Genomic DNA, 19,747 nt, shown 5'->3' with positions numbered 1-19,747 from the left:
CTTCAATGTCATAGTGATGCGTCTATAACCGTATCGGCCTTTATGCTGATGATATATGTCTTTTATGGCTGCTGTAATAGTGGTTGATTTATCTGGTTTCTGGAGCTGCCTGAGGTAATAATAGAAGGTACTCCTCGCCATCGTGGCAACTTTTAACAATAGTTCCTGATTGTGATCCCGCCTTAATTCCTGGATTACTTTTGCGATTTGAGCCCCGTTGTGGCCTGCTTCTCCTCTTGAATTAAGGCGTCTAACTTTTTTAGGAACGCATTTTCTGCTCGTAAATATTCATTCTCCTTCTGTAAGGCTAACAGTTTGGCCTCTGCATCGGTAGTAGATTTGACAACTTTATTCTTACCTTTCTTTGCCATAATTGATTTGCGCCCTCTGGTTTCAACTAGCAACCCATTAGCCCCTAATTCTTTATATTTTTTAAGCCACAAGCCAACAGTACAATCCTGTGGTACTCCAAAAAAGGCTGCTGTTTGCGTTAAAGATAATTGTTTTTTGAGCATGTATTGAATTACCCGGACTTTAAACTGACCGCTATATCGACCTGCCGACCGATCAAAAACTGCTCCACCGTGATGACGATAAAGATTTACCCACCGTAGGATCACTGTATCCGTTGTTCCGATTTTAACCGCAGCTGAACAACAGGACTCTTTTCCTGATATAACTGCCTTGACTATTATTAACTTTTGCGATGAACTGTATTTTATTCTTTTATCCATAAAAGTGCCCCCAAAAAGTGTCTAACTTTTTGGGGGCACCTCACTTTGGCCTTCCTTTTTTAGTTCACACAATTGACCTCTTGCCGTTTTGCGCTGAATTTGAACGATGCCTTCGGCTTCACTCAAATTCAACGGAGATTGCCCCGCACCAAAGGTGGAGCGAGACGCCCCGAAGATATGCTGGCCGCAGCTTTATAGTCTCCTAATAAAACCGTATATTCATAACAATTAGATAATATACTATCCCAAAAAACTTTTCCTGATTGAGTACTTTCGTTGCTCAATTGGCCAACAGCATATCAACACACACATGAAACCATCACATTTACTCCTGCTATCCTTAACAGTAGCAGGATTCAACACTTTCGCACAAAAGCCCGGCCTGCAGCAAGACTCCAAACAGATCTTACTGCCGAATGGTTGGAAATTAAGTCCGGCAGGACATTCCATCCAGCTAGGCGACCTTCCGCTGAATATTCGTCTCAGCAGCTCCGGCAAATACCTGGCTGTTACCAACAACGGTCAGAGTACACAGTCCGTACAACTGATAGACCCATCTTCCGCTACTATCCTGGATAGCAGCATTGTTGGGAAAGCATGGTACGGCCTCGAGTTCACCAAAGATGAAAAACATCTTTATGTATCCGGCGCTAACGACAACTGGATACTGAACTTCCCTGTCAACACTGGCAAACTGGGCACAGCAGACACCATCAAACTCGGTCAGCCCTGGCCTAAGCAGAAGATCAGTCCTGCCGGTATAGCCGTGAATAAAAATAATACCAGGCTGTATACCGTTACAAAGGAAGATAGCGCCCTCTATATCATTGATCCGGCAACCAAGCAAACGCTTAACCGCATTCAGTTGCCAGACATCGCCTATAGCTGCGCCTTATCACCGGACGAATCTAAACTCTATGTAAGCGTTTGGGGAAGCGCTTCCGTAGCAGTGATCAATACCGCAGATGCAACCATTACCAGTTATATCAATGTTGGGAACCACCCAAATGAATTATTACTGAATAAAAAAGGAACTATTCTATACGTGGCTAACGCCAACGACAATACGGTGTCTGTTATCAATACCAACAGCGGGCAGGTATTAGAAACTATTTCCACCACCTTATATCCTACACAGCTGAGCGGCTCTACCACCAACGGTCTGGCACTTAGCAAAGATGAAAAAACATTGTACATCGCCAATGCAGACAACAACTGCCTGAGCGTTTTCAATGTATCACGTCCCGGACATAGCGAAAGCATGGGCTTCATCCCGGTAGGTTGGTATCCTACCAGTGTGAAAGTGCTGGGATCTAAAATCATCGTCGCTAACGGTAAAGGCAACACGTCGCTGCCAAATCCGCAAGGACCACAGCCCATTAGTAAACTGGACAATAGCGGCATACATACCGGAAGTACCGCCAACAACAGATTGCAATATATCGCAGGTCTCTTCAAAGGAACACTATCCTTTATCGATGCGCCTAAAGAAGAACAACAGAAAGCCTATACTAAACAAGTATATGCCAACACACCTTTCTCTGATAAAAAGGCCCTGCTGGCCGATGGAGAAGCCGGTAATCCCATCCCTCGCAAACAGGGAGAAACATCTCCCATCAAACATGTTTTCTATATCATCAAAGAAAACAGAACATATGATCAGGTGTTAGGAGATTTACCACAAGGTAATGGCGATTCTTCCCTTACTTTATTCGGAAGAAATATTACCCCTAACCATCATGCTTTTGCAGAAGAATATGTATTGCTAGATAATTTTTATGTAGATGCTGAAGTAAGCGCCGATGGGCATAACTGGAGCATGGCAGCTTATGCTACTGATGTAGTAGAAAAAACCTGGCCTACCAGCTACGGTAATCGTGGTGGCACTACCAACTACGAAGGTGGCCGTCCGGTAACTTATCCAAAAGATGGTTTTATCTGGGATTATTGCAAACGCGCTGGCGTAAGTTTCCGGAGCTATGGCGAATTCGGTTCTTTCAATAAAGCACAGCTCAAAACCCTGGAAGGACATATGTCTCCATACTCTCCTGGTTTCGATATGGATATCAAAGATCAGGTGCGTGTAGATGCCTGGCAACATGATTTCGACTCATTGCTCGCCATCAACCAGGTACCGCAATTCAGCACCATCCGTATCTCCAACGACCATACCAGCGGCCAGCGTAAAGGCAAACCATCGCCTCGCGCGGCTGTAGCAGATAATGACCTCGCAGTAGGCCGTCTGCTGGAACATCTCTCTCATAGCCCTATATGGAAAGAATCAGTAGTGTTCATCCTCGAAGATGATGCGCAAAATGGCCCTGACCATGTGGATGCACACCGTTCCCCTGCTTTCGTTATCGGTCCTTATGTAAAAAGAAAAGCTGTTGTAAGTAGCATGTATTCTACTTCCGGCTTCCTGCGTACCATGGAACTGATTCTTGGCCTACCACCAATGAGCCAGTACGATGCCGCCGCATTGCCCCTGTACGAATGCTTTACCAACACGCCAGACCTTACGCCTTACACCGTAAAACCAGCGTTGGTAGACCTGGAAGAACGTAACGTAGCCGTAAATGAAAGTAGCAAACGATCAGAGAAATTTGATCTTACTAAAGAAGATGCTGCGCCAGACCTGGAGCTCAACGAAGTGATCTGGAAAGCTATCAAAGGCGAACATAGTGTGATGCCTGCACCTAAACGTAGTGCCTTTGTCATTCTTGAAAAGAAGAAGAAAGATGATGATGATTGATGCGACGCGCTGATTATAATATTTCCCTGGGGAATGAGTTCTCGCCGACGGCGAGAACTCATTCCCCAGTTTTTTTGATGATAGGCTGACTACTGTAATAATTGTTTCCGTATAGTCATGGGCGTATCTCCATACCACTTCCTGAAACTATGCTGAAATGCTGCAGGCTCCGCATATCCCAGCAGATACCCCACATCCGAAACGCTGTACTTCTCATGTCGCAGCAGCATCATCGCTAAATCCTTATTCAACTCATCTGTCAGCTGACGGAATGTTAATTGCTCTTTCGCCAGTGTACGCTGGAAAGTACGCGGACTCATATTAAATCCATCAGCCACCTCTTTCAATTCCGGCAATGCTGGTGTAGCCATATTAAGAGCGGCAATTTTCACTTTGTTGGTAAACCGCTGGTCACGCTTCAGACCTTCTATCATCATCAGGTATTGTGGCACCAGGTAATCAAGGTGATAATGCTTAACACTGCTGATAGCGGCTTTCAACATGCCGGGTATAAACGACAACACATATTCATCTGCATACATAAACGTTGACGGATATACGTCATTATAATGCGGCGTACCTATGCGAATGTCGAGGTCTTCGGCAGCCATCATAGACAGCTCCTTGGCAATGATGGTGAGCGTTGTTTCCAGGATCACCTGATTCAGCGCTGCTTCTTTATTGTTGATGACCAGCTGAATATATTGCCTGCCATTTTTTGTATAAATACCCATATCAATGATACCGATGGTATTACTGATAAAATTTCTCAGGTAAAATATTCCTTCTTCCAGGGTGCCTGCCTGTAAAGATATCTGGTAGATCAGTCCCAGCGCATTAAGGTTCAGGAATTTCCCAACCTGTACGCCTGAAATCTGTTGGTCCAGCGCCAGGTATATCTTCTCTAACACATTATAGAAAAGACTGGCACTAATCATATCTTTTGAGAAATCAATATCCGCCGTTAATCCAATGGCTTCTCTGATAAACGGATTATCCGCCTTAACACGCAGTCGGGCGTAGTCGAGATAGGTATTCAGGTGATGAGCGAGAATAGGTGCCTGCATAATCCCTGTTTTAAAGATTGTCGTAAAATATCAATTCCAAAGATACAAAGACGGGTAGCTTTGAAAAAAAATAATTGATATGGAAACACTGAAAAAAGTATTACTCGTAAACGCTATCACCTCTGGCGCCACTGGCATTTTAATGGCTGTTATTCCTGGTAAAATTGCTACCATCTTTGCGACCAGTGTATCATGGCCTTTTTCTGAAGTGGGCATCTTCCTGGTACTCTTTGCTGCATTGGTAATGTATGCTGCGCTAACGCCACTACGCAGTGGACTAATAAACACTATTATCGCACTGGACACACTTTGGGTAGTATGTAGCCTTGTATTCATTCTCACAGGTGCATTCTCCTTATCTGGCATCGGTTATCTGCTCACTGGCGCTGTAGCTGCATGGGTAGCACTAATGGCCATCCTGCAGTTCAAATTTCATAAACCTGCAACCGTGGCTTAAGACATGACAACACTACAGATTCCGGGTACCTACGGGCAGGTATCCGGAATTATTATGTAATAGTCTGCCATGCTGATTTTCAAAAACATAGCTTACCTTCAGACTCTAATATGAAAACGCTATATGCAGATTAAAGTTATCCTCACCGGCGCTACTGGCTTTGTTGGACAAGGAGTATTGCTGGAATGCCTGCAAAATAATGATGTTTCCGAGGTGCTGATGATCAACCGCCGTCACCTGGATCAAAGTCACCCTAAGCTGAAAGAATTACTGGTACCAGATTTCATGGACCTGGAAAAATATAAGGCACATCTCAAAGGTTATGATGCCTGCTTCTTCTGTGCCGGCATTAGCTCTATAGGAATGTCGGAACCAAAATACACAGACATTACATTCGACACCACCACATATGTAGCCAAAGTTTTGCTGGACATTGATCCTAGTATGACCTTCATTTATATTTCCGGCGCAGCTACTGATAGTTCTGAAAAAGGCCGGGTGATGTGGGCGCGCGTAAAAGGTCGTACAGAAAATGTACTGGCAGCCATGGGCTTCAAGAAGCAATATAATTTCAGACCAGGATTTATGAGTCCTATGCCTGGTCAGCAAAACGTTAAAACCATCTATAAGGTGCTGGCTCCAATGGCAAAGCTCTTTTTGCCTAAAATGTACTCCACCGTACAGCAGGTAGGCCTGGCAATGATCAATGCAGCTATCGACGGTTACAGTAAAAATATCCTGGAAGTAAGTGATATCAAGGCTTTGGCAAAATCTCAGCACTAAAATATTCGTTGCCTGTAGTATATTTGCAGCCAAATTTCAAAAATGTATCCGGTATTACTTTCCATTCATTCCCTTATTCGTTGGGTCGTAGTAGTTAGTATGGCGTTGTCTTTGATAACCGCCTGGCAGGGAATGCGCAGCAACAGAAGCTTTACCGCCAGGGACGTGCTGTTGCGGAGAGTCACCGTTGCATCGGTACATATTCAGTTGGTATTAGGTCTCTGGCTTTATTTCATCAGTCCAGTGGTACATTATTTCCTGGCAAACTTCTCTACGGCAGTACATATGCGGGAAATCCGCTTTTTCGGGATGGAGCATATCACCATGATGATGACATCTGTGGTATTGATTACTATTGGCGCCAGTAAATCCAGGCGTAAAGCCACCGATAAAGAGAAATTCCGCACCATCGCCATTTGGTATAGTATTGCTTTTATTATTATGTTTTTCAGTATTCCCTGGGCGTTTTCTCCGTTAACGCATCGTCCTTTTTTCAGGGCATTATGATTTCAGGCAGATGATAAAGTGATGGTATCCATCGCTGTAGTTGTAGCGAGCTTCCCAGCAGTTAGCAATAGATATTTGCTGTATGATGGCGAGTCCGAGGCCAGTACCTTGGTAATCGGGTGTCACGGTGCCAAAGCGTTGAAAAAGATTTTCCGTTAACAAGGCTGTTTTCCCAGGATTAGCGACCGTCAATGATTTGATTGTAGCAGTGATCCTTATTTCACTACCTGCATCGCTGTAGCGAATGGCATTTAGCAGCAGGTTATTCAGGAGTATATCCATCAACGTTATATTGACATGCAGGCCAATGCCTTCGTTTATTGCAGTTTGTACGCGCTGAGATTTATCATGAAAGAAATCCTGCAGCTCCAGTAACTTCTCTTCCAGCAAAGGTTTCAGCTGCATATCCTCTTTATCAGGGAACTGACTGTTCTCTATTTTAGCCAGTAGTAATAAGTTTTTGTTCAGGCGGGATACCCTCGACAACGCTTCATATGCCTGATCAATGAGTGCAGATTGTTCCGCTGTTAGATGAGGACTTTGATAAAGCAGATCTAACTTAAAGCGGATGATAGCCAGCGGCGTTTGCAGTTCATGCGATGCATTTTGCGTAAACTCTTTCTGTTGCTGATAAACTACCTGGTTAGCCCGTATCAGTTTATCCAATGATTGGTTCAGGATATTAAACTCTTCAATGTCAGCATCAGGAAAATGTAATTGCTGATATTGTTGCAGGTCAAAGGTCTGCAAGCGTTTGATGGTATCATAGAATGGCTGCCATAGTCTGACAGATATTCTTTTATTCAGGTAGATGAGTCCTGCGATGAGAATAATAAAAAACATACCGGTTACAAAGCCAAGCGCAGGAATGGTTTCATAGCTTTCTTCCATATTTGTTTCAACGGCGAGTCGATAATTATTGCCGTCGATAGTAAACCAGGTAGCCAGGCCTTCGAAACGATCATAGCCTTTTTGGGGGAGGTATTGATTTTTACGATAGATGTTATAGGTAGAGTCGGGGCGGATTTCCGCGACTTGTGTCAGCTGGGAGGTAGCGTGCAACTGATTCCAGAGGGCAACTGCCGTTTCCAGGTTAGCCCCGCTGCGGTTCAGCGCATCTAAATTCTGTCTTACCGCTGCTGCTTCTATGCGATTATGTTCTTTTATTTCATGTTTCCAGATAAAATCTACGATCAGGTAGTATACTGGCACGCTTGCCAGCAGCACTACGGCCGAATAAATAATAAATACCCGTAATGACCTGTTCAGCAGTTTATTCATGATTGCCAAATATAACCAGTACCGTAAACGGTTTTAAGATAAGCGCTGCAGCCTGCCTCGTGCAGCTTTTTCTTTAAGTTTTTAATATGCGCGTAGATAAAGTTATGATCTTCCAGCATACCGGCAATATCGCCGGAGAGATGCTCTGCCAGGGCATTTTTAGACACTACCCTATTCCGGTTGCCAATAAAATATACCAGCAGTTCAAATTCTTTTTTAGTTAGTGGAACTGATTGTTGATTTACCTGCACTGTTTTAGCGAGGAGGTCAAGTGTCAGTTCATTGAGGTGTAGAATATTGCTGTTGTTAAACTTCCTTCTTCTTATAACAGAAAATATACGTGCGGCCAGTTCTGGCAGATGGAATGGTTTTACAAGGTAATCATCGGCGCCATGTTCCAGGCCTTTGATACGGTCTTCATAGGCATCTTTGGCAGAGATAATAATGACGCCATCCTGTTTTTGCTGAGATTTAAGTTCTTCCAGCAATGCCAGCCCATCACCACCAGGCAACATGAGGTCCAGCAGGATACAGTCGTACTCATAACTATGTATTTTCTGTATGGCCTGTTTAAAGTTAGCCGCAAACTCACATTTATAGCCATCATCTGTCAGATAGTTCATAATGCTTTGCGCCAGCTGGATTTCATCTTCAATAATCAACAATTTCATATAGCAAAACTATTGGTTGATTCTGAATTCTTTCTGAATTTTTCCCGATTTGATTAGGAATTTTCCATATGGAAATTTGTGATTATGGAGGATCAAAAATCAAACAATCAGACATAAATAATTGATTTTTAATTAAATAAGAATTAAATTTATCTACATAAACATGATCATTACACATATAACATAAAATAAATATCTTACCTAAAACCTGTAATTTATGCAGATAATTTTTCCGGTTTTGTCTTTATGAAGCTGTCAGACTAAGCGTTCTTTGCATAAAATTTAGAAGCGTTGAAACATTTATACCTGATTCTGACCTTACTGCTGATCAATGTTACACTGTTTGCACAAACAGGAACGATTAAAGGAAAAGTTACTACCTCAGATGGCCAACCTACTCCATATGTTACCGTAGGATTAAAAGATATGAAAAAAGGGACCTTCACTACAGAAGAAGGTACTTTCACTATAAAAAACGTTAAGCCAGGCAATTATGTGTTGGTAATTTCCCATACAGGCACTAAAACCCTGGAACAACCAGTGGTGGTAACTGCTGATCATACAACGACCGCTAATGCTTCGCTGGAAGTAAGTGCCAGCCAGTTAAATGAAGTGGTAATTGATGGCAAACATGTAACCAACATCAATTCACGTCGTGTGGAAATTGGCAAGTTACAAGTAGCCAGCATGGACCTTCCGCAGAGTGTGAGCATTATCAGCCACGAAGTATTGGAAAACCAACAGGCACAGCGCCTCAGCGACGTGGTTAAAAACATTAACGGCGTATATATGGCTTCTAGTCGCGGTGGTGTTCAGGAAAGCTTCAACTCCCGCGGTTATGCATTTTCTTCTACGAATATGTTCAAAAACGGTACACGCGTAAACTCTGGCGCTATGCCTGAAATGAGTGGTCTGGAGCGTGTAGAAGTACTGAAAGGAAGTGCTGCGATTCTTTATGGCAACGTTTCTCCAGGCGCAGTACTGAACATGGTAACCAAGCAACCTAGATTCGACTTCGGTGGTGAAGTAAATGTAAGAGCAGGTAGCTTCGGATTACTGAAACCATCCTTCGATGTTTATGGCCCTATCAATAAATCTATTGCCTATCGCGTAAACGGCAGCTTCGAAACCACGGATAGCTATCGTGATCAGGTACATTCTAAAAGATATTACGTTAACCCTAGCTTATTATTCAAACTAGGTGAACGCACAGAACTTCTTGTTCAGGGCGATTACCTGAAAGCTGATTTCACCCCTGACTTTGGTACTCCATCTCTGAATGATACGGTGATCCCTAAAGTAGGCCGCAATGTTTTCTACGGTGCACCGTGGAACTATACACATACACAACAGGCTACTGCTTCTGCTAACCTGAAACATCAGCTGAGCAAAACATGGAGCCTGAACGCGCTGATCTCTTATTCTAAATACATGCGTGATTACTATGGCATCGAGCGTCTCCAGGCACAGAAAGATACCATGGTCCGCAAACTGGGTAAGAATGCTACCAACGAAGACTACTTTGCTGCTGAATTAGATTTCACAGGTACTGTAAGAACTGGTATTCTGGAACATAATATCCTGGCCGGCATTGATGCAGACAGATATTATACCGGTACTTATGCCTATAATGTTCCTGCGACTTATGATGTGGTAAAAAACATCTACGATCCATACGCTTCCCCGTTACGTACAGATATGCCAGCAGCGCCAATGACCGGTGTTACCAATGCACCGATCAACAGGGTGGGCCTGTATGTGCAGGATCTGATCAAAATTACCGACAAACTGAATATCCTTGCCGGTTTACGTGCATCTTACCTGCAAACAGAAAATACGATCACTTACGATTTAACAAAAGGTGGTCAGAAAACAAATAACAATAACAGTAGGTACGATCACGCGTTTTCACCTAAGTTTGGTATCGTTTATAAACCAATACCAACTACAGCGATTTTTGCCAGCTACACGACCTCATTCACGCCTAACACAGGTTTCGACGTAGATACGGTTAATCTGCCTGCATCTACCATCCAGCAATATGAAGCTGGCATCAAGAATGATTTCTTCGGCGGTAAATTATCTGTAAACCTCACTGTTTACAGTATTATAAATAACAATCTGGCACAGCAAGCGCCATATCTGAAAGATGGCGTTACCGTTAATGCCAATACTAATATCAAACGCATAGTAGGCGGTACCAAAAGCCAAGGTGTAGAACTGGATATCATGGGCCACCCTCTCGCAGGATTAGATGTAGTGGCGGGTTATAGCTACAACAATATTGAAATCACCTCTGCTGGCGATAAATTAGGTTCTGTTCAAGGCGAGCGTCTGGTAGGAAATCCAAATCACACTGCCAATGCAAGCGCTTTCTATACTATTCAGAAATCTGTATTGAAAGGTCTTAAATTTGGAGCAGGTTTCTATTACCTCGGACAGCGTTATGCAGGTTGGAACAATACCACCGACATCAAAGGTGCACCTAAAACCAACCGCTTGATCTCTGTTCCAGGTTACAGCACCATCGATATCAGCGCTGGTTATACCTACAAAAAGCTGAGCTTCATGGCGAAGGTTTCTAACCTTACCAACACTTACAACTATTATGTACACGAAAACTATAGTATCAACCCGATTCCTCCGACTGCGTTCACTGGAACGGTTGCATACAAATTCTAATTAAGTACCTGAAATCATTGGGCTGCGCTGGTAAAACAGGCAGCCCATTTACCGTTTATATCAACTATTTATGAAAGTATTCTTCCGACGCATTCACTTATATCTCGGACTCGCTGCTGGTCTGGTTATCACCCTGAGCTGTCTGACAGGGGCCATGCTGGTATTTGAGAAAGAGATTACAGAGGCTTTGAACCACGAAAGGTATTTTGTGGCGCCAGGCGAAACCAGGGCCCCGCTTTCCATGATTATCAACAGCGTCAAAAAGGAAGTTCCTGGAGCTAACATCACACGTATCCAGGTATTTGCAGACCCTACCCGTACCGTACAAGTTATTTTTGAAGAGAAGAAAAAAGACAAAAGGCCTGAGGGGGAAAAGGCCGACAGCAAGCCTATGGGCCGCGAAAAAGGCAAAGGTGCTCCTCCTAAAAAAGAGAAAGGCCGTACTGCCTTTGTCAATCCATATACCGGACAAGTCATTGAACTATACAGCTACCAAACAACCTTCTACTATAAGATATTTGCTTTCCACCGCTGGCTGCTGGCTGGCGATACCGGAAAAATCATCACTGGCACCAGCACTTTTATTTTCCTCTTTATCCTCATCACAGGTATTATCCTCTGGTGGCCTAAAACAAGGAATATTCTCAGACAACGTCTGAAAGTAAAATGGGATGGCAACTGGAAACGTGTCAACAATGATCTGCACGTAGTACTTGGCTTCTATACTTCCATCTTTCTTTTTGTGATTGCTTTTGGAGGTGTGGTATGGTCGTTCGACTGGTTCAGCAATGCCTTCTATTCCACGCTGGGCAGCAACAAGCCGGCCACCATCGCTAACAGCGTGGCCACAGAAGCTAATCAGCTGCGTCTTAGTCCTGATGACGCTTTCCGCATAGGACAGCAACAGGAACCAAATGCTTATTTCTATACGTTAACAATGCCGAAAGATAGCAGCAGCTCTTATATTGTAAATGCTTTACCAGCTACCGCCAGGATAGAAATTGCTACCACTGCTTTCACCATCGATCAATACAGTGGTAAGATATTACAGAAAGAAACTTTCAGCGAGCGTAAACTGGGCGTAAAAGTAAAGAACCTGATGAAGCCGATTCATACTGGTACTATCTATGGCACTCCTACGAAGATATTCTACTTCGTGATAGCCTTGCTGGGTGCTATTTTCCCAACAACAGGAACAATTATGTGGATCAACAGAACACGTAAGCAGAAAAAGAAACCAGTAGCCAAAAATATTGTTGCCAGTCAGGCAGCATAATTTTTACCGATATCGAAGATCCCGCAGTATTATAGCATGCTGCGGGATTTTTATTTTATGTATGGAATTTTAATATAAGTAGAAGCTTATTTCAAAAAAATTGGACGGAGATAACAAATTCTTTTAGTCCGGGCATTTATCTTGACACTTGACTTGGATTCTTCGCCCGCTTATACTCAGCCATTGTATTATACGGCATTTTACTACCTTTTTTCTTAACAGTAGCAATGAATGTATCACAATCATTCTCACTCAGTATTCCTTTCTGTCTGGCGAATTCCAGGATGTCTATTGTTGTATAAAAAACAATATCATATTGCTGACAATATTCGCGGATATCTCTCAAATTGCTACTCGCAATATATTCTCTTTTGTATCTGGCAACAGCCATACAAGCGCTTTCACCATCTCCTCTTGATTTTTTCAATGTAGCATATTCCTTTAAAATTTCTACATCTCCGGGCATTATTACCACAGGAATTTTGCACCAGTTAAGAAAATTCTCAACCCCTAGTGCTTCTGTTTTTCTTTTGGTTAGTTCTTGCTTTACCTTGTCAAGTATTACAAATCTACCTGGGAATATAGAGGTTAACTTTAATTGGAACCCTGCTATAATAAAATGTATAACAACATCTGCATCAAGTAAAATTTTGGGTTCATCCTTCTGCTTTGTCATCATCAACTATTTGCTGATCTATATCTACGAAAATATCCAGCATTAAGTTGTAGAAGTCTGTTTCAGAAATCAATTCTTTATCATATAATTTTTTTGCTCGCTCTCCGTAATCACCAATTACTTTATTTGCGTTTGCAGGTTCATATAATTCACCTCCGTAACCCATTAATAACGCACTACGCTTAATATTACTTCTAAATTCTTCTTTTCTTTCTTTGCTTATTAAATTGATAAACATTAGTCTGTTGAGCACTGCCAACCTTGATACGCCAAAGTATTGCTCCATTTTCACAACTGTATTCAATGATACTTTTTTTGTTGTCAATTCTTTTTCAGACAATAGCTCAAAAATACCACCAGTAGGCATAAGTAGATAAGAGGCAAACCAATCTGCATTATATTCTTCAGGATCTTTTTTATCAAATAAACCCACGCTACAGATTTTATTTGTAAAATTTTCCTGTACAAAGAGATGATATAATTCATGTCCAATAGTAAAGTGTTGTCTTGCTTTAATATCATTTGAATTAATCATTATGAAATTGCTGAGATCAGACTTGATCGCCATTCCTGAAAACTTATCTGACATACCTCTAAATACACTAATAATATTCAATTTGGCTAGCAGCTTATATAAATCAATCGGCTCAGTAATTCCAAATCCGTGCTCCTCACGGAATTTATTTGCTTTATATTCTATGTAGTCATTTTTAAACATTGTCGCCGCCCAGGTTGGTTATTCTATGGTAATTCTTGATAATCTTTCTAAATGCTGCTATACTTTCAATATCCTCGCTGCCAAGTTCATCTGCTCTGAAAGCAAAACTAATATCGATGGATGCCTCCTCCAGACTATCAGCAAAGAAAATGGCCAGATCAACACCGAATAAATCTGCAAGTTTTTCTAATGCATCTAATGGTATTTCTCTTGCACCTGTTTCATAATAGCTCACCATTTCTCTTTTTGTACCAAGAAAATTTGCAATCGTTTCCTGGTTAAATCCTAGTTTCTCCCTCAATGTTTTAAGGATAACTGCTGCATGTTCCATAAACGCTATTTTTATAAAATCTGCATTTTTTATGTTGTTACAAATTTAACAAATTTCAAAATCAATCAGTCATTTTGTAACAAATATTGAAATAAATACTTTATTATAAAATCAAAATCAATTAATTAAATTACATCATTCATACAGAATACTAAATAAATATAATTTTTGTAACACCAATTTCAAGTAAATAGATACTCACCGAAATTGTCTAAGGCAATTCCAGTTACTGAGTGAATAAATTTAAAATCCTCTCTCCTTTTCCACAAAAAAAACCTAATTTCGCGCCTCCCCGATAAATTTGAAATTCGTTTTATGGAAAAGATAACCCGCTACAACCTTGAATGGTTGCTTGCACAATCCGAGCACGCCGCCACAATTAAATATTTATTCTTCTGGGGCCACACACCTGCTGCGAACGGACAATTAGGAAAAGAATGTTTCAGTCAGTGGTACGAAGCCCCTTTCACTGCTGATGGTCATCGTTACCTCACAGCGGAACACTGGATGATGGCACAGAAAGCCCTGCTTTTCAATGACCAGCCAATATTCCAACAGGTACTGGCCTGCAAAACACCTGGCGAAGCTAAAAAGCTAGGCAGAAAAGTACGCAACTTTGATGAACACACCTGGAACCAGCATCGCTGCGATATCGTAAGAAATGGAAATGTTTATAAGTTCGGACAGCACGATAACCTAAAAACCTATCTGCTGAATACCGGCAACCGCATCCTCGTAGAGGCGAGCCCGTTAGATAAGATCTGGGGCATTGGTATGGGAAAAGATAATCCAAATGCCACCCAGCCTGCTTCTTGGAAAGGCCTCAATCTACTGGGTTTTGCGCTGATGGAAGCGCGTGACATCCTCTCTAAACAATAGATAAAACAAAGCGCGGAATCACCCAATGGCTATTCCGCGCTTTGTATATTAAAACAAAAAACTTAGTAAGGACTAAATTCATCTCCTACAAAAGGTATCACAGCAGTCATTTTCAGCGGTAACGTAGTTCCATCTTCATTAACATATACTGTTACATTCCCATCTTTACACAACACCGGGAAAGAGTATTTAACACCCGCATAGCCCCGTTGTTCATCTAAGGCAATATCATCAAACTGCTTGCTGGTAACAGGCTTCCCGTTTGCATGCAACAAGGTAAATTTTCGACCGTTTTTGCCGATGAAACCATTTCCTGAGTCATTGATCAGCAAAAGTTCATAAGTAGGTGGAACAAGTATCAACCCCTGCAGCGATGCCAGCCCTTGCTTGTACGAACCGCCATCAGCCGAGAGTTTCAGCAGTAATAAGCTGTTGCCTGTCTCGTAATTCGTATAGCCGAATTCATCCAGGTCGTAGATAGGTGGCACCAATTCTTTACCAGTACTATCTATATAACCATACATCATCTTACTACCTGTATTTTTTACTACCTGGTAAATTCCCTGACTTCTTACCCGAATATCCGCATAAACAGGCGGGATAATGGCTTTATTATGTTCATCAATGACCCCATATTTACCTTCTGTACCAACAATGATTTGTCCACGCACGGTTGAATAATCCCTGTAACCTGCTATAGGCTGCAATTTCCTGGTGTTGGCATCAAACAAGTTGTACGTAGGGACGTCACCGTTAAGGGTAGTGGCAATAAGTACATTTCCCTTCAACAGATACACACCGGAGTATTGAACTGGTAGTAATATGTTACCTTGAATATCTGCAACACCATATTTATTCTCGCCGGCACTATCTTTCTGAACTATTTCTAACAGGGTATCTTCGGCCGCAAGTGGCTGTAGGTCCACATAATTACATGGCATTACCTGTTGTTTGGTTTTGATATTCAACAGCCCCCATTTCTTATTTTGCTGCACGAGATAAAGCGAATCATTCAGCAATTCAAATTTGGTATATATCGGAGGAAATAGTTCCTGACCATCAGTAGTGAATAAACCAGCTTTGTCCTGGTATTCTACTTCGATCAATTTATCAGAGCTACCTTTCACGATCTCATGAAATGTGGGCGCAATCAACTTTTTGGTTTGAGGAAAATAAAGTCCATAGACCGCCTGCTTTTTCAGCACAAATAATAGTGGGCCGCTATGCTTATAACCAGGATAAAAGCCTTCAATACTAGTATATGAATTTTCGAGTACCGGATGCCCTGTGCTATCGAATAATTTATAATCACCCGCTACTTTAGCAACGATATAATTATCATAGCAGCGGATTTCGCCATCATATTCCAACGGCAACACGATCTTGCCCTCCCTATTGATCAGACCTGTTTTCTTATTTTTAGTAACTGCTATAAAGGGGCCGGATTCAAATTCATCATATGGGTTGTCGATATTGTCATAAATGAAATCTGCCATAGTTTTCCCTTCGCTGTCTATCAGGCCGAAGTATCCGTTCTTCCTGACTTTGAGCATATCGTCAATAGTTTCCATACTCGTGTATTCCGGTTCGGCATACACCTTTTTCGTAATAGAGTTTATCTTTACATAAGTACCGTTTTTCTGCAGACCTGTAATCCAGTTGGTACCACGGGGTGAATAAGTATCATGCTCGTAGTTGAATGGTACAATGATTTCATTCTTCAGATTAATAACGCCCCATTTGTTTCCTTTTGCGGCGAGCAGATAGTCTCCATTAAAACCGCATCCAGCACAATAATCCAGCTGATCATATGTTGCAGGAATGATTAATGAATTGATATTTCCATTATACACTCCCCATTTATTATTTGACATTACGCCAAAGTACTTGCCTCCCAGTATATAAATGTTCTGATATAAAAGGGGCACCAGTAATTTGCCACGTGTAGTCGCAAACGTTACTTTATCACCTTTTTTCAGACGGAGATATAATTTATATTCCAGTGATATAGAATCGTATACAGCAGGTACCAACCATGTATGGGTACTATCTAACACCCCGAATTTACCATTATTCTTTACCAGCAGCAGCTGTTCATTCTCTTTAATATCAGGGTGTTCATCATCTTCTACATCAGCAGGATTAAACGTTAGCTCAATCCTGTCAAACATCTTCTGGCCTTGCTTGTTGATATACCAGGATTTCGTGCCTTGCTGGATATGCGCCAGTCCTTTTATAAACACAGATCCTTTCTGCGTCTGTGCGGATACAGGCAGGAATAAACATACCATGCAGGCCAGCATTACCATCTTTCTAATCATCATAGCCTTTTCTTTTCTTTGAACGATAAGGTAAAGTGGTACCATCAGCTGTTATGTAAAAATACCAGCCATTTTCTTTTACCATGACAGGGAAGCCATCGCCATCGTAATAGCTTTGATTGCGTTCCAGCTCATCATATTTCACCGGAATAATCACCGCTCCTTTGGCATTTAATATACCATACTTACGATCTTCTGTAACAGAAAATGCCCGCTGACTTTTATCGTAGGTAATGTCCTGGTATTTTATCGGGATGATCTCTTTGCCTGTAGAATCAACCACACCATAGTTTCCGTTTTTTCCTACTTTGAAATAACCGATGTCGTAGAACTTATTGATCTCTGTATATTGTAATGGTAAGCATATGCTGCCATCCTTTCTGATCAAGCCTTTCAGGGTATCCTGATCTACTTCCAGCAAGTCGTTATCGAAGCGGGTAATGTTATCTGCAGTAATAGGATAAATAATTTTCTTCTCGCGGTTGATAATACCAAAGCGCATATCACGTCTTTCACCTGTGGCTGCCAATGCCAATCCGTTGTAGAAATCACCTACGAAAGAATATCCATCGAAGTAAACTTCCTTTCCGGTGGTATCTATGAAGAGGTTTTCGTGGATATTATTCCAAACTTTCAGGAGTCCATCATTGAAGGATATGTTGTCATGTTTAACAGAATCCGGCATGAGCAAACGAGAGAAGGTAGTACCTTTAAATTCCCAGTATGGATTGGTATATAGCTTATTACCTTTTAGGTCTGTCAGGTAGGTAGCGGCATTGCTGTTGTTGGTATATATCGTTTCTACGATCCTGTTTTCAGCTACTGCGGTAAAAAATCCATATTTCTTGTCCCCTCTGATCATGGTACCGTTGGGTGCTGCGATAGCGCTGGTATCATAACCTTTGCTAAGCGCTATCATGGTGGGGTTTTGCCACTCGATGCGGCTATACGCCACGGGTATTACTTCTTTTCCTGTGGTGATGTTAAATAAGCCGATACGCTCTTTTTTCATCATGGCAATAAACTGACCTTTTTGCGGGCCCGCCATATCATCCAGGTAGCTGTAACCGGAGTTATAGCCTTCGCTGATGCCCGTATAACGGGCAGGCACCAACGGTGTTCCATCGATTTTTGCCAATCCCATCAGGCGCTGGGGGGTGGTGAAAACAATCAGTGGTGTATTATTATAGAGGATTACGTCGGTGTGAGTATAATCCAGTGGTAGCAATTTTTTGCCGGTCGTATCGTACACATTCCATGCGGCACCTTTACGGGTAAGGAACCAGCCAGGATTGCCATAGTTAAAGCGGGTACTGAAAGAAGTAGCTGTACCTATTTTATCTGTATTAGTACCTGCGGGAATAATTTCATCAAATTGATCAGGCAGGATATCTTTGCCTTCACCATTGAGGATGCCCTGTTTTCCGTTCTTTGTCACCATCACATAGTTGCCATAAGGCCTGGATGCAGTATACACTAGGTCTGTCAAGGCCTTACCCTCACGGTTTATAAAACCAACCTTTCCGCCTTTATATACGGCGAAAGTACCATAAGCAGGCCCTCTTTCTGCTTTATCATAAATAGCCGGTGTAATTTTTTTACCGGTACTATCCATTATACCGATTTTTCCTTGTATTTCGTAGGTGAAGTACGCGTTATCTTCATAGCCAAGGCCGCTGAAGTCGGAATATACAATTTCCGTCACCAGTGTTCCATCATGGCGAACAAGCCCTTTTTTCTGCTGTTTTTCTACTTTCAGGAAGGGAGAAATATAACTTTTGCCTACTTCGTCGTAGGCAGGTGCTTGTAGTATACGGCCGGTTTTGATATCCGCCCAGCCCCAGAGTGGACCTTTCCGGAATTTGAAAACCGAGGCATTTACGTAATCAATTTCATCATAGATTGGCTCGCAAAGCACATTTCCCATCGTATCGATGGCACCGTATTTACCATTCAGGCGGGTGATAACAAAGCAAAAATCATTGCGATGATCATATTCATCTTCTTCATCTGCGAGCTTTACTTCGTCATATTTGAAGGGTGCAATAATTTTACCGTTGTAGTTCACGGCGCCATAAGCATTATGTTTTACCCCTATAAGCGTCTTAAAATATCCCTGATTTTCCAGCTTATCTATTACGACTAAACCGCCACGGTGCAGGTATTGCACCTGGTTATCCATCTTTATTTCTGCCAATAGATCATTAAATGGAGAAAGATATTCGACTTCTGTAAATTGCTGGGCATTGGTAGCTAATGGGAACAGCAATGGGATAATAAATCTTAGGTATTTCATGTGATTAGACTGAAAAAAACATGGCTGTAAAATACAAATATGCAAGATTAAAATGATTAATCAAGCATTTAGTAAGGAATCCGGAGATATCATAAAGCTGCAATACAATTGTACCATTACTCTTCTCCTTAAATGTCTATGCAAATGTACCATTGCTAAAACGTTACCATATCCCTGATTTCAGGGATATACAGCTGCTTTTCCAACAAAGCCTTCAATCGGCTGAAAAGCCAATCACGATTTTCTTTATGCACATTTGCCTGTTTCTACCTCAGCAACCTGCGATCAAACTTATCAAGAAAAAAATGCCGTTTCC

The 19,747-nt window shown here is 41.9% G+C and carries 17 protein-coding genes; 7 read left to right on the top strand and 10 right to left on the bottom strand.

Going from position 1 to position 19,747, the window contains the following annotated elements; genetic code table 11:
- A partial coding sequence (locus ACE38W_RS06820; RefSeq protein ID WP_375829659.1) for an IS3 family transposase occupies window positions 1–141 on the bottom strand: 141 nt, incomplete at its 3' end.
- Window positions 142–194: 53 nt separating this feature from the next.
- Window positions 195–734 carry a helix-turn-helix domain-containing protein gene (locus tag ACE38W_RS06815; RefSeq protein ID WP_375829655.1) on the bottom strand — a complete coding sequence of 180 codons (540 nt, stop codon included), beginning with the start codon at window positions 732–734 and terminating at the stop codon, window positions 195–197.
- Window positions 735–1,044: 310 nt separating this feature from the next.
- Between ACE38W_RS06815 and ACE38W_RS06810 the strand changes: the two genes are divergently transcribed.
- Entirely contained in the window at window positions 1,045–3,486 is a 2,442-nt protein-coding gene (locus ACE38W_RS06810) for an alkaline phosphatase family protein (protein WP_375829654.1), read from the top strand.
- Window positions 3,487–3,575: 89 nt separating this feature from the next.
- Here ACE38W_RS06810 and ACE38W_RS06805 read toward each other — a convergent pair whose 3' ends face one another.
- Window positions 3,576–4,553, bottom strand: a complete 978-nt coding sequence (locus tag ACE38W_RS06805; RefSeq protein WP_375829653.1) for a helix-turn-helix domain-containing protein — start codon at window positions 4,551–4,553, stop codon at window positions 3,576–3,578.
- Window positions 4,554–4,632: 79 nt separating this feature from the next.
- Between ACE38W_RS06805 and ACE38W_RS06800 the strand changes: the two genes are divergently transcribed.
- The 3 genes from ACE38W_RS06800 (at window position 4,633) to ACE38W_RS06790 (ending at window position 6,300) form a co-directional block, all read left to right on the top strand.
- The gene (locus tag ACE38W_RS06800; RefSeq protein WP_375829652.1) at window positions 4,633–5,010 is read left to right on the top strand and encodes a hypothetical protein; all 378 of its coding nucleotides are present in this window, start codon (window positions 4,633–4,635) and stop codon (window positions 5,008–5,010) included.
- A gap of 123 nt (window positions 5,011–5,133) precedes the next feature.
- A complete protein-coding gene (locus tag ACE38W_RS06795) occupies window positions 5,134–5,793 on the top strand; it encodes an NAD-dependent epimerase/dehydratase family protein (protein WP_375829651.1) in 660 nt (219 codons plus the stop codon).
- 42 nt (window positions 5,794–5,835) lie between these two features.
- Window positions 5,836–6,300 (top strand): hypothetical protein, encoded by a 465-nt coding sequence (locus tag ACE38W_RS06790; protein WP_375829650.1) that lies wholly within the window; start codon window positions 5,836–5,838, stop codon window positions 6,298–6,300.
- On the opposite strand, the gene ACE38W_RS06785 is transcribed toward ACE38W_RS06790, so the two are convergent.
- Both ACE38W_RS06785 and ACE38W_RS06780 read right to left on the bottom strand, forming a co-directional pair.
- Window positions 6,295–7,581 (bottom strand): sensor histidine kinase, encoded by a 1,287-nt coding sequence (locus tag ACE38W_RS06785; protein ID WP_375829649.1) that lies wholly within the window; start codon window positions 7,579–7,581, stop codon window positions 6,295–6,297. The two genes, ACE38W_RS06790 and ACE38W_RS06785, sit on opposite strands and share 6 nt — an antisense overlap.
- Entirely contained in the window at window positions 7,578–8,252 is a 675-nt protein-coding gene (locus tag ACE38W_RS06780) for a response regulator transcription factor (protein WP_375829648.1), read from the bottom strand. Before ACE38W_RS06780 ends, ACE38W_RS06785 begins: the two co-directional genes overlap by 4 nt.
- Before the next feature lie 291 nt (window positions 8,253–8,543).
- Here ACE38W_RS06780 and ACE38W_RS06775 point away from each other — a divergent pair, with 291 nt between their 5' ends.
- Together ACE38W_RS06775 and ACE38W_RS06770 are read left to right on the top strand one after the other, a co-directional pair.
- On the top strand, window positions 8,544–10,934 hold the full coding sequence (locus ACE38W_RS06775; protein ID WP_375829647.1) for a TonB-dependent siderophore receptor: 2,391 nt from the start codon (window positions 8,544–8,546) through the stop codon (window positions 10,932–10,934).
- Between the two features lie 70 nt (window positions 10,935–11,004).
- Window positions 11,005–12,210 (top strand): PepSY-associated TM helix domain-containing protein, encoded by a 1,206-nt coding sequence (locus ACE38W_RS06770; protein WP_375829646.1) that lies wholly within the window; start codon window positions 11,005–11,007, stop codon window positions 12,208–12,210.
- Between the two features lie 136 nt (window positions 12,211–12,346).
- On the opposite strand, the gene ACE38W_RS06765 is transcribed toward ACE38W_RS06770, so the two are convergent.
- From ACE38W_RS06765 to ACE38W_RS06755, 3 genes are read right to left on the bottom strand one after another with little or no spacing between them, the layout of a single operon-like run.
- Window positions 12,347–12,886, bottom strand: a complete 540-nt coding sequence (locus tag ACE38W_RS06765) for a hypothetical protein (protein WP_375829645.1) — start codon at window positions 12,884–12,886, stop codon at window positions 12,347–12,349.
- Window positions 12,867–13,604, bottom strand: coding sequence for an ImmA/IrrE family metallo-endopeptidase (locus tag ACE38W_RS06760; protein WP_375829644.1), 738 nt, complete (start codon window positions 13,602–13,604; stop codon window positions 12,867–12,869). The genes ACE38W_RS06765 and ACE38W_RS06760 overlap by 20 nt, the downstream gene beginning before the upstream one ends.
- Window positions 13,597–13,935, bottom strand: coding sequence for a helix-turn-helix domain-containing protein (locus tag ACE38W_RS06755; protein ID WP_375829643.1), 339 nt, complete (start codon window positions 13,933–13,935; stop codon window positions 13,597–13,599). The genes ACE38W_RS06760 and ACE38W_RS06755 overlap by 8 nt, the downstream gene beginning before the upstream one ends.
- A gap of 315 nt (window positions 13,936–14,250) precedes the next feature.
- Here ACE38W_RS06755 and ACE38W_RS06750 point away from each other — a divergent pair, with 315 nt between their 5' ends.
- Window positions 14,251–14,814 (top strand): NADAR family protein, encoded by a 564-nt coding sequence (locus ACE38W_RS06750; protein ID WP_375829642.1) that lies wholly within the window; start codon window positions 14,251–14,253, stop codon window positions 14,812–14,814.
- Between the two features lie 62 nt (window positions 14,815–14,876).
- Here ACE38W_RS06750 and ACE38W_RS06745 read toward each other — a convergent pair whose 3' ends face one another.
- Together ACE38W_RS06745 and ACE38W_RS06740 are read right to left on the bottom strand one after the other, a co-directional pair.
- Entirely contained in the window at window positions 14,877–17,138 is a 2,262-nt protein-coding gene (locus tag ACE38W_RS06745) for a WG repeat-containing protein (RefSeq protein WP_375829641.1), read from the bottom strand.
- The gene (locus tag ACE38W_RS06740; RefSeq protein WP_375829640.1) at window positions 17,128–19,431 is read right to left on the bottom strand and encodes a WG repeat-containing protein; all 2,304 of its coding nucleotides are present in this window, start codon (window positions 19,429–19,431) and stop codon (window positions 17,128–17,130) included. Before ACE38W_RS06740 ends, ACE38W_RS06745 begins: the two co-directional genes overlap by 11 nt.
- Between the last annotated feature and the right edge of the window lie 316 nt (window positions 19,432–19,747).

Origin of the sequence: Chitinophaga sp. Hz27, assembly GCF_042263525.1 — a bacterium.
Classification (GTDB): Bacteria; Bacteroidota; Bacteroidia; order Chitinophagales; family Chitinophagaceae; genus Chitinophaga.
Note: the sequence above shows the minus strand (reverse complement) of the source record. Positions and strands in the feature narration are given on the sequence as shown.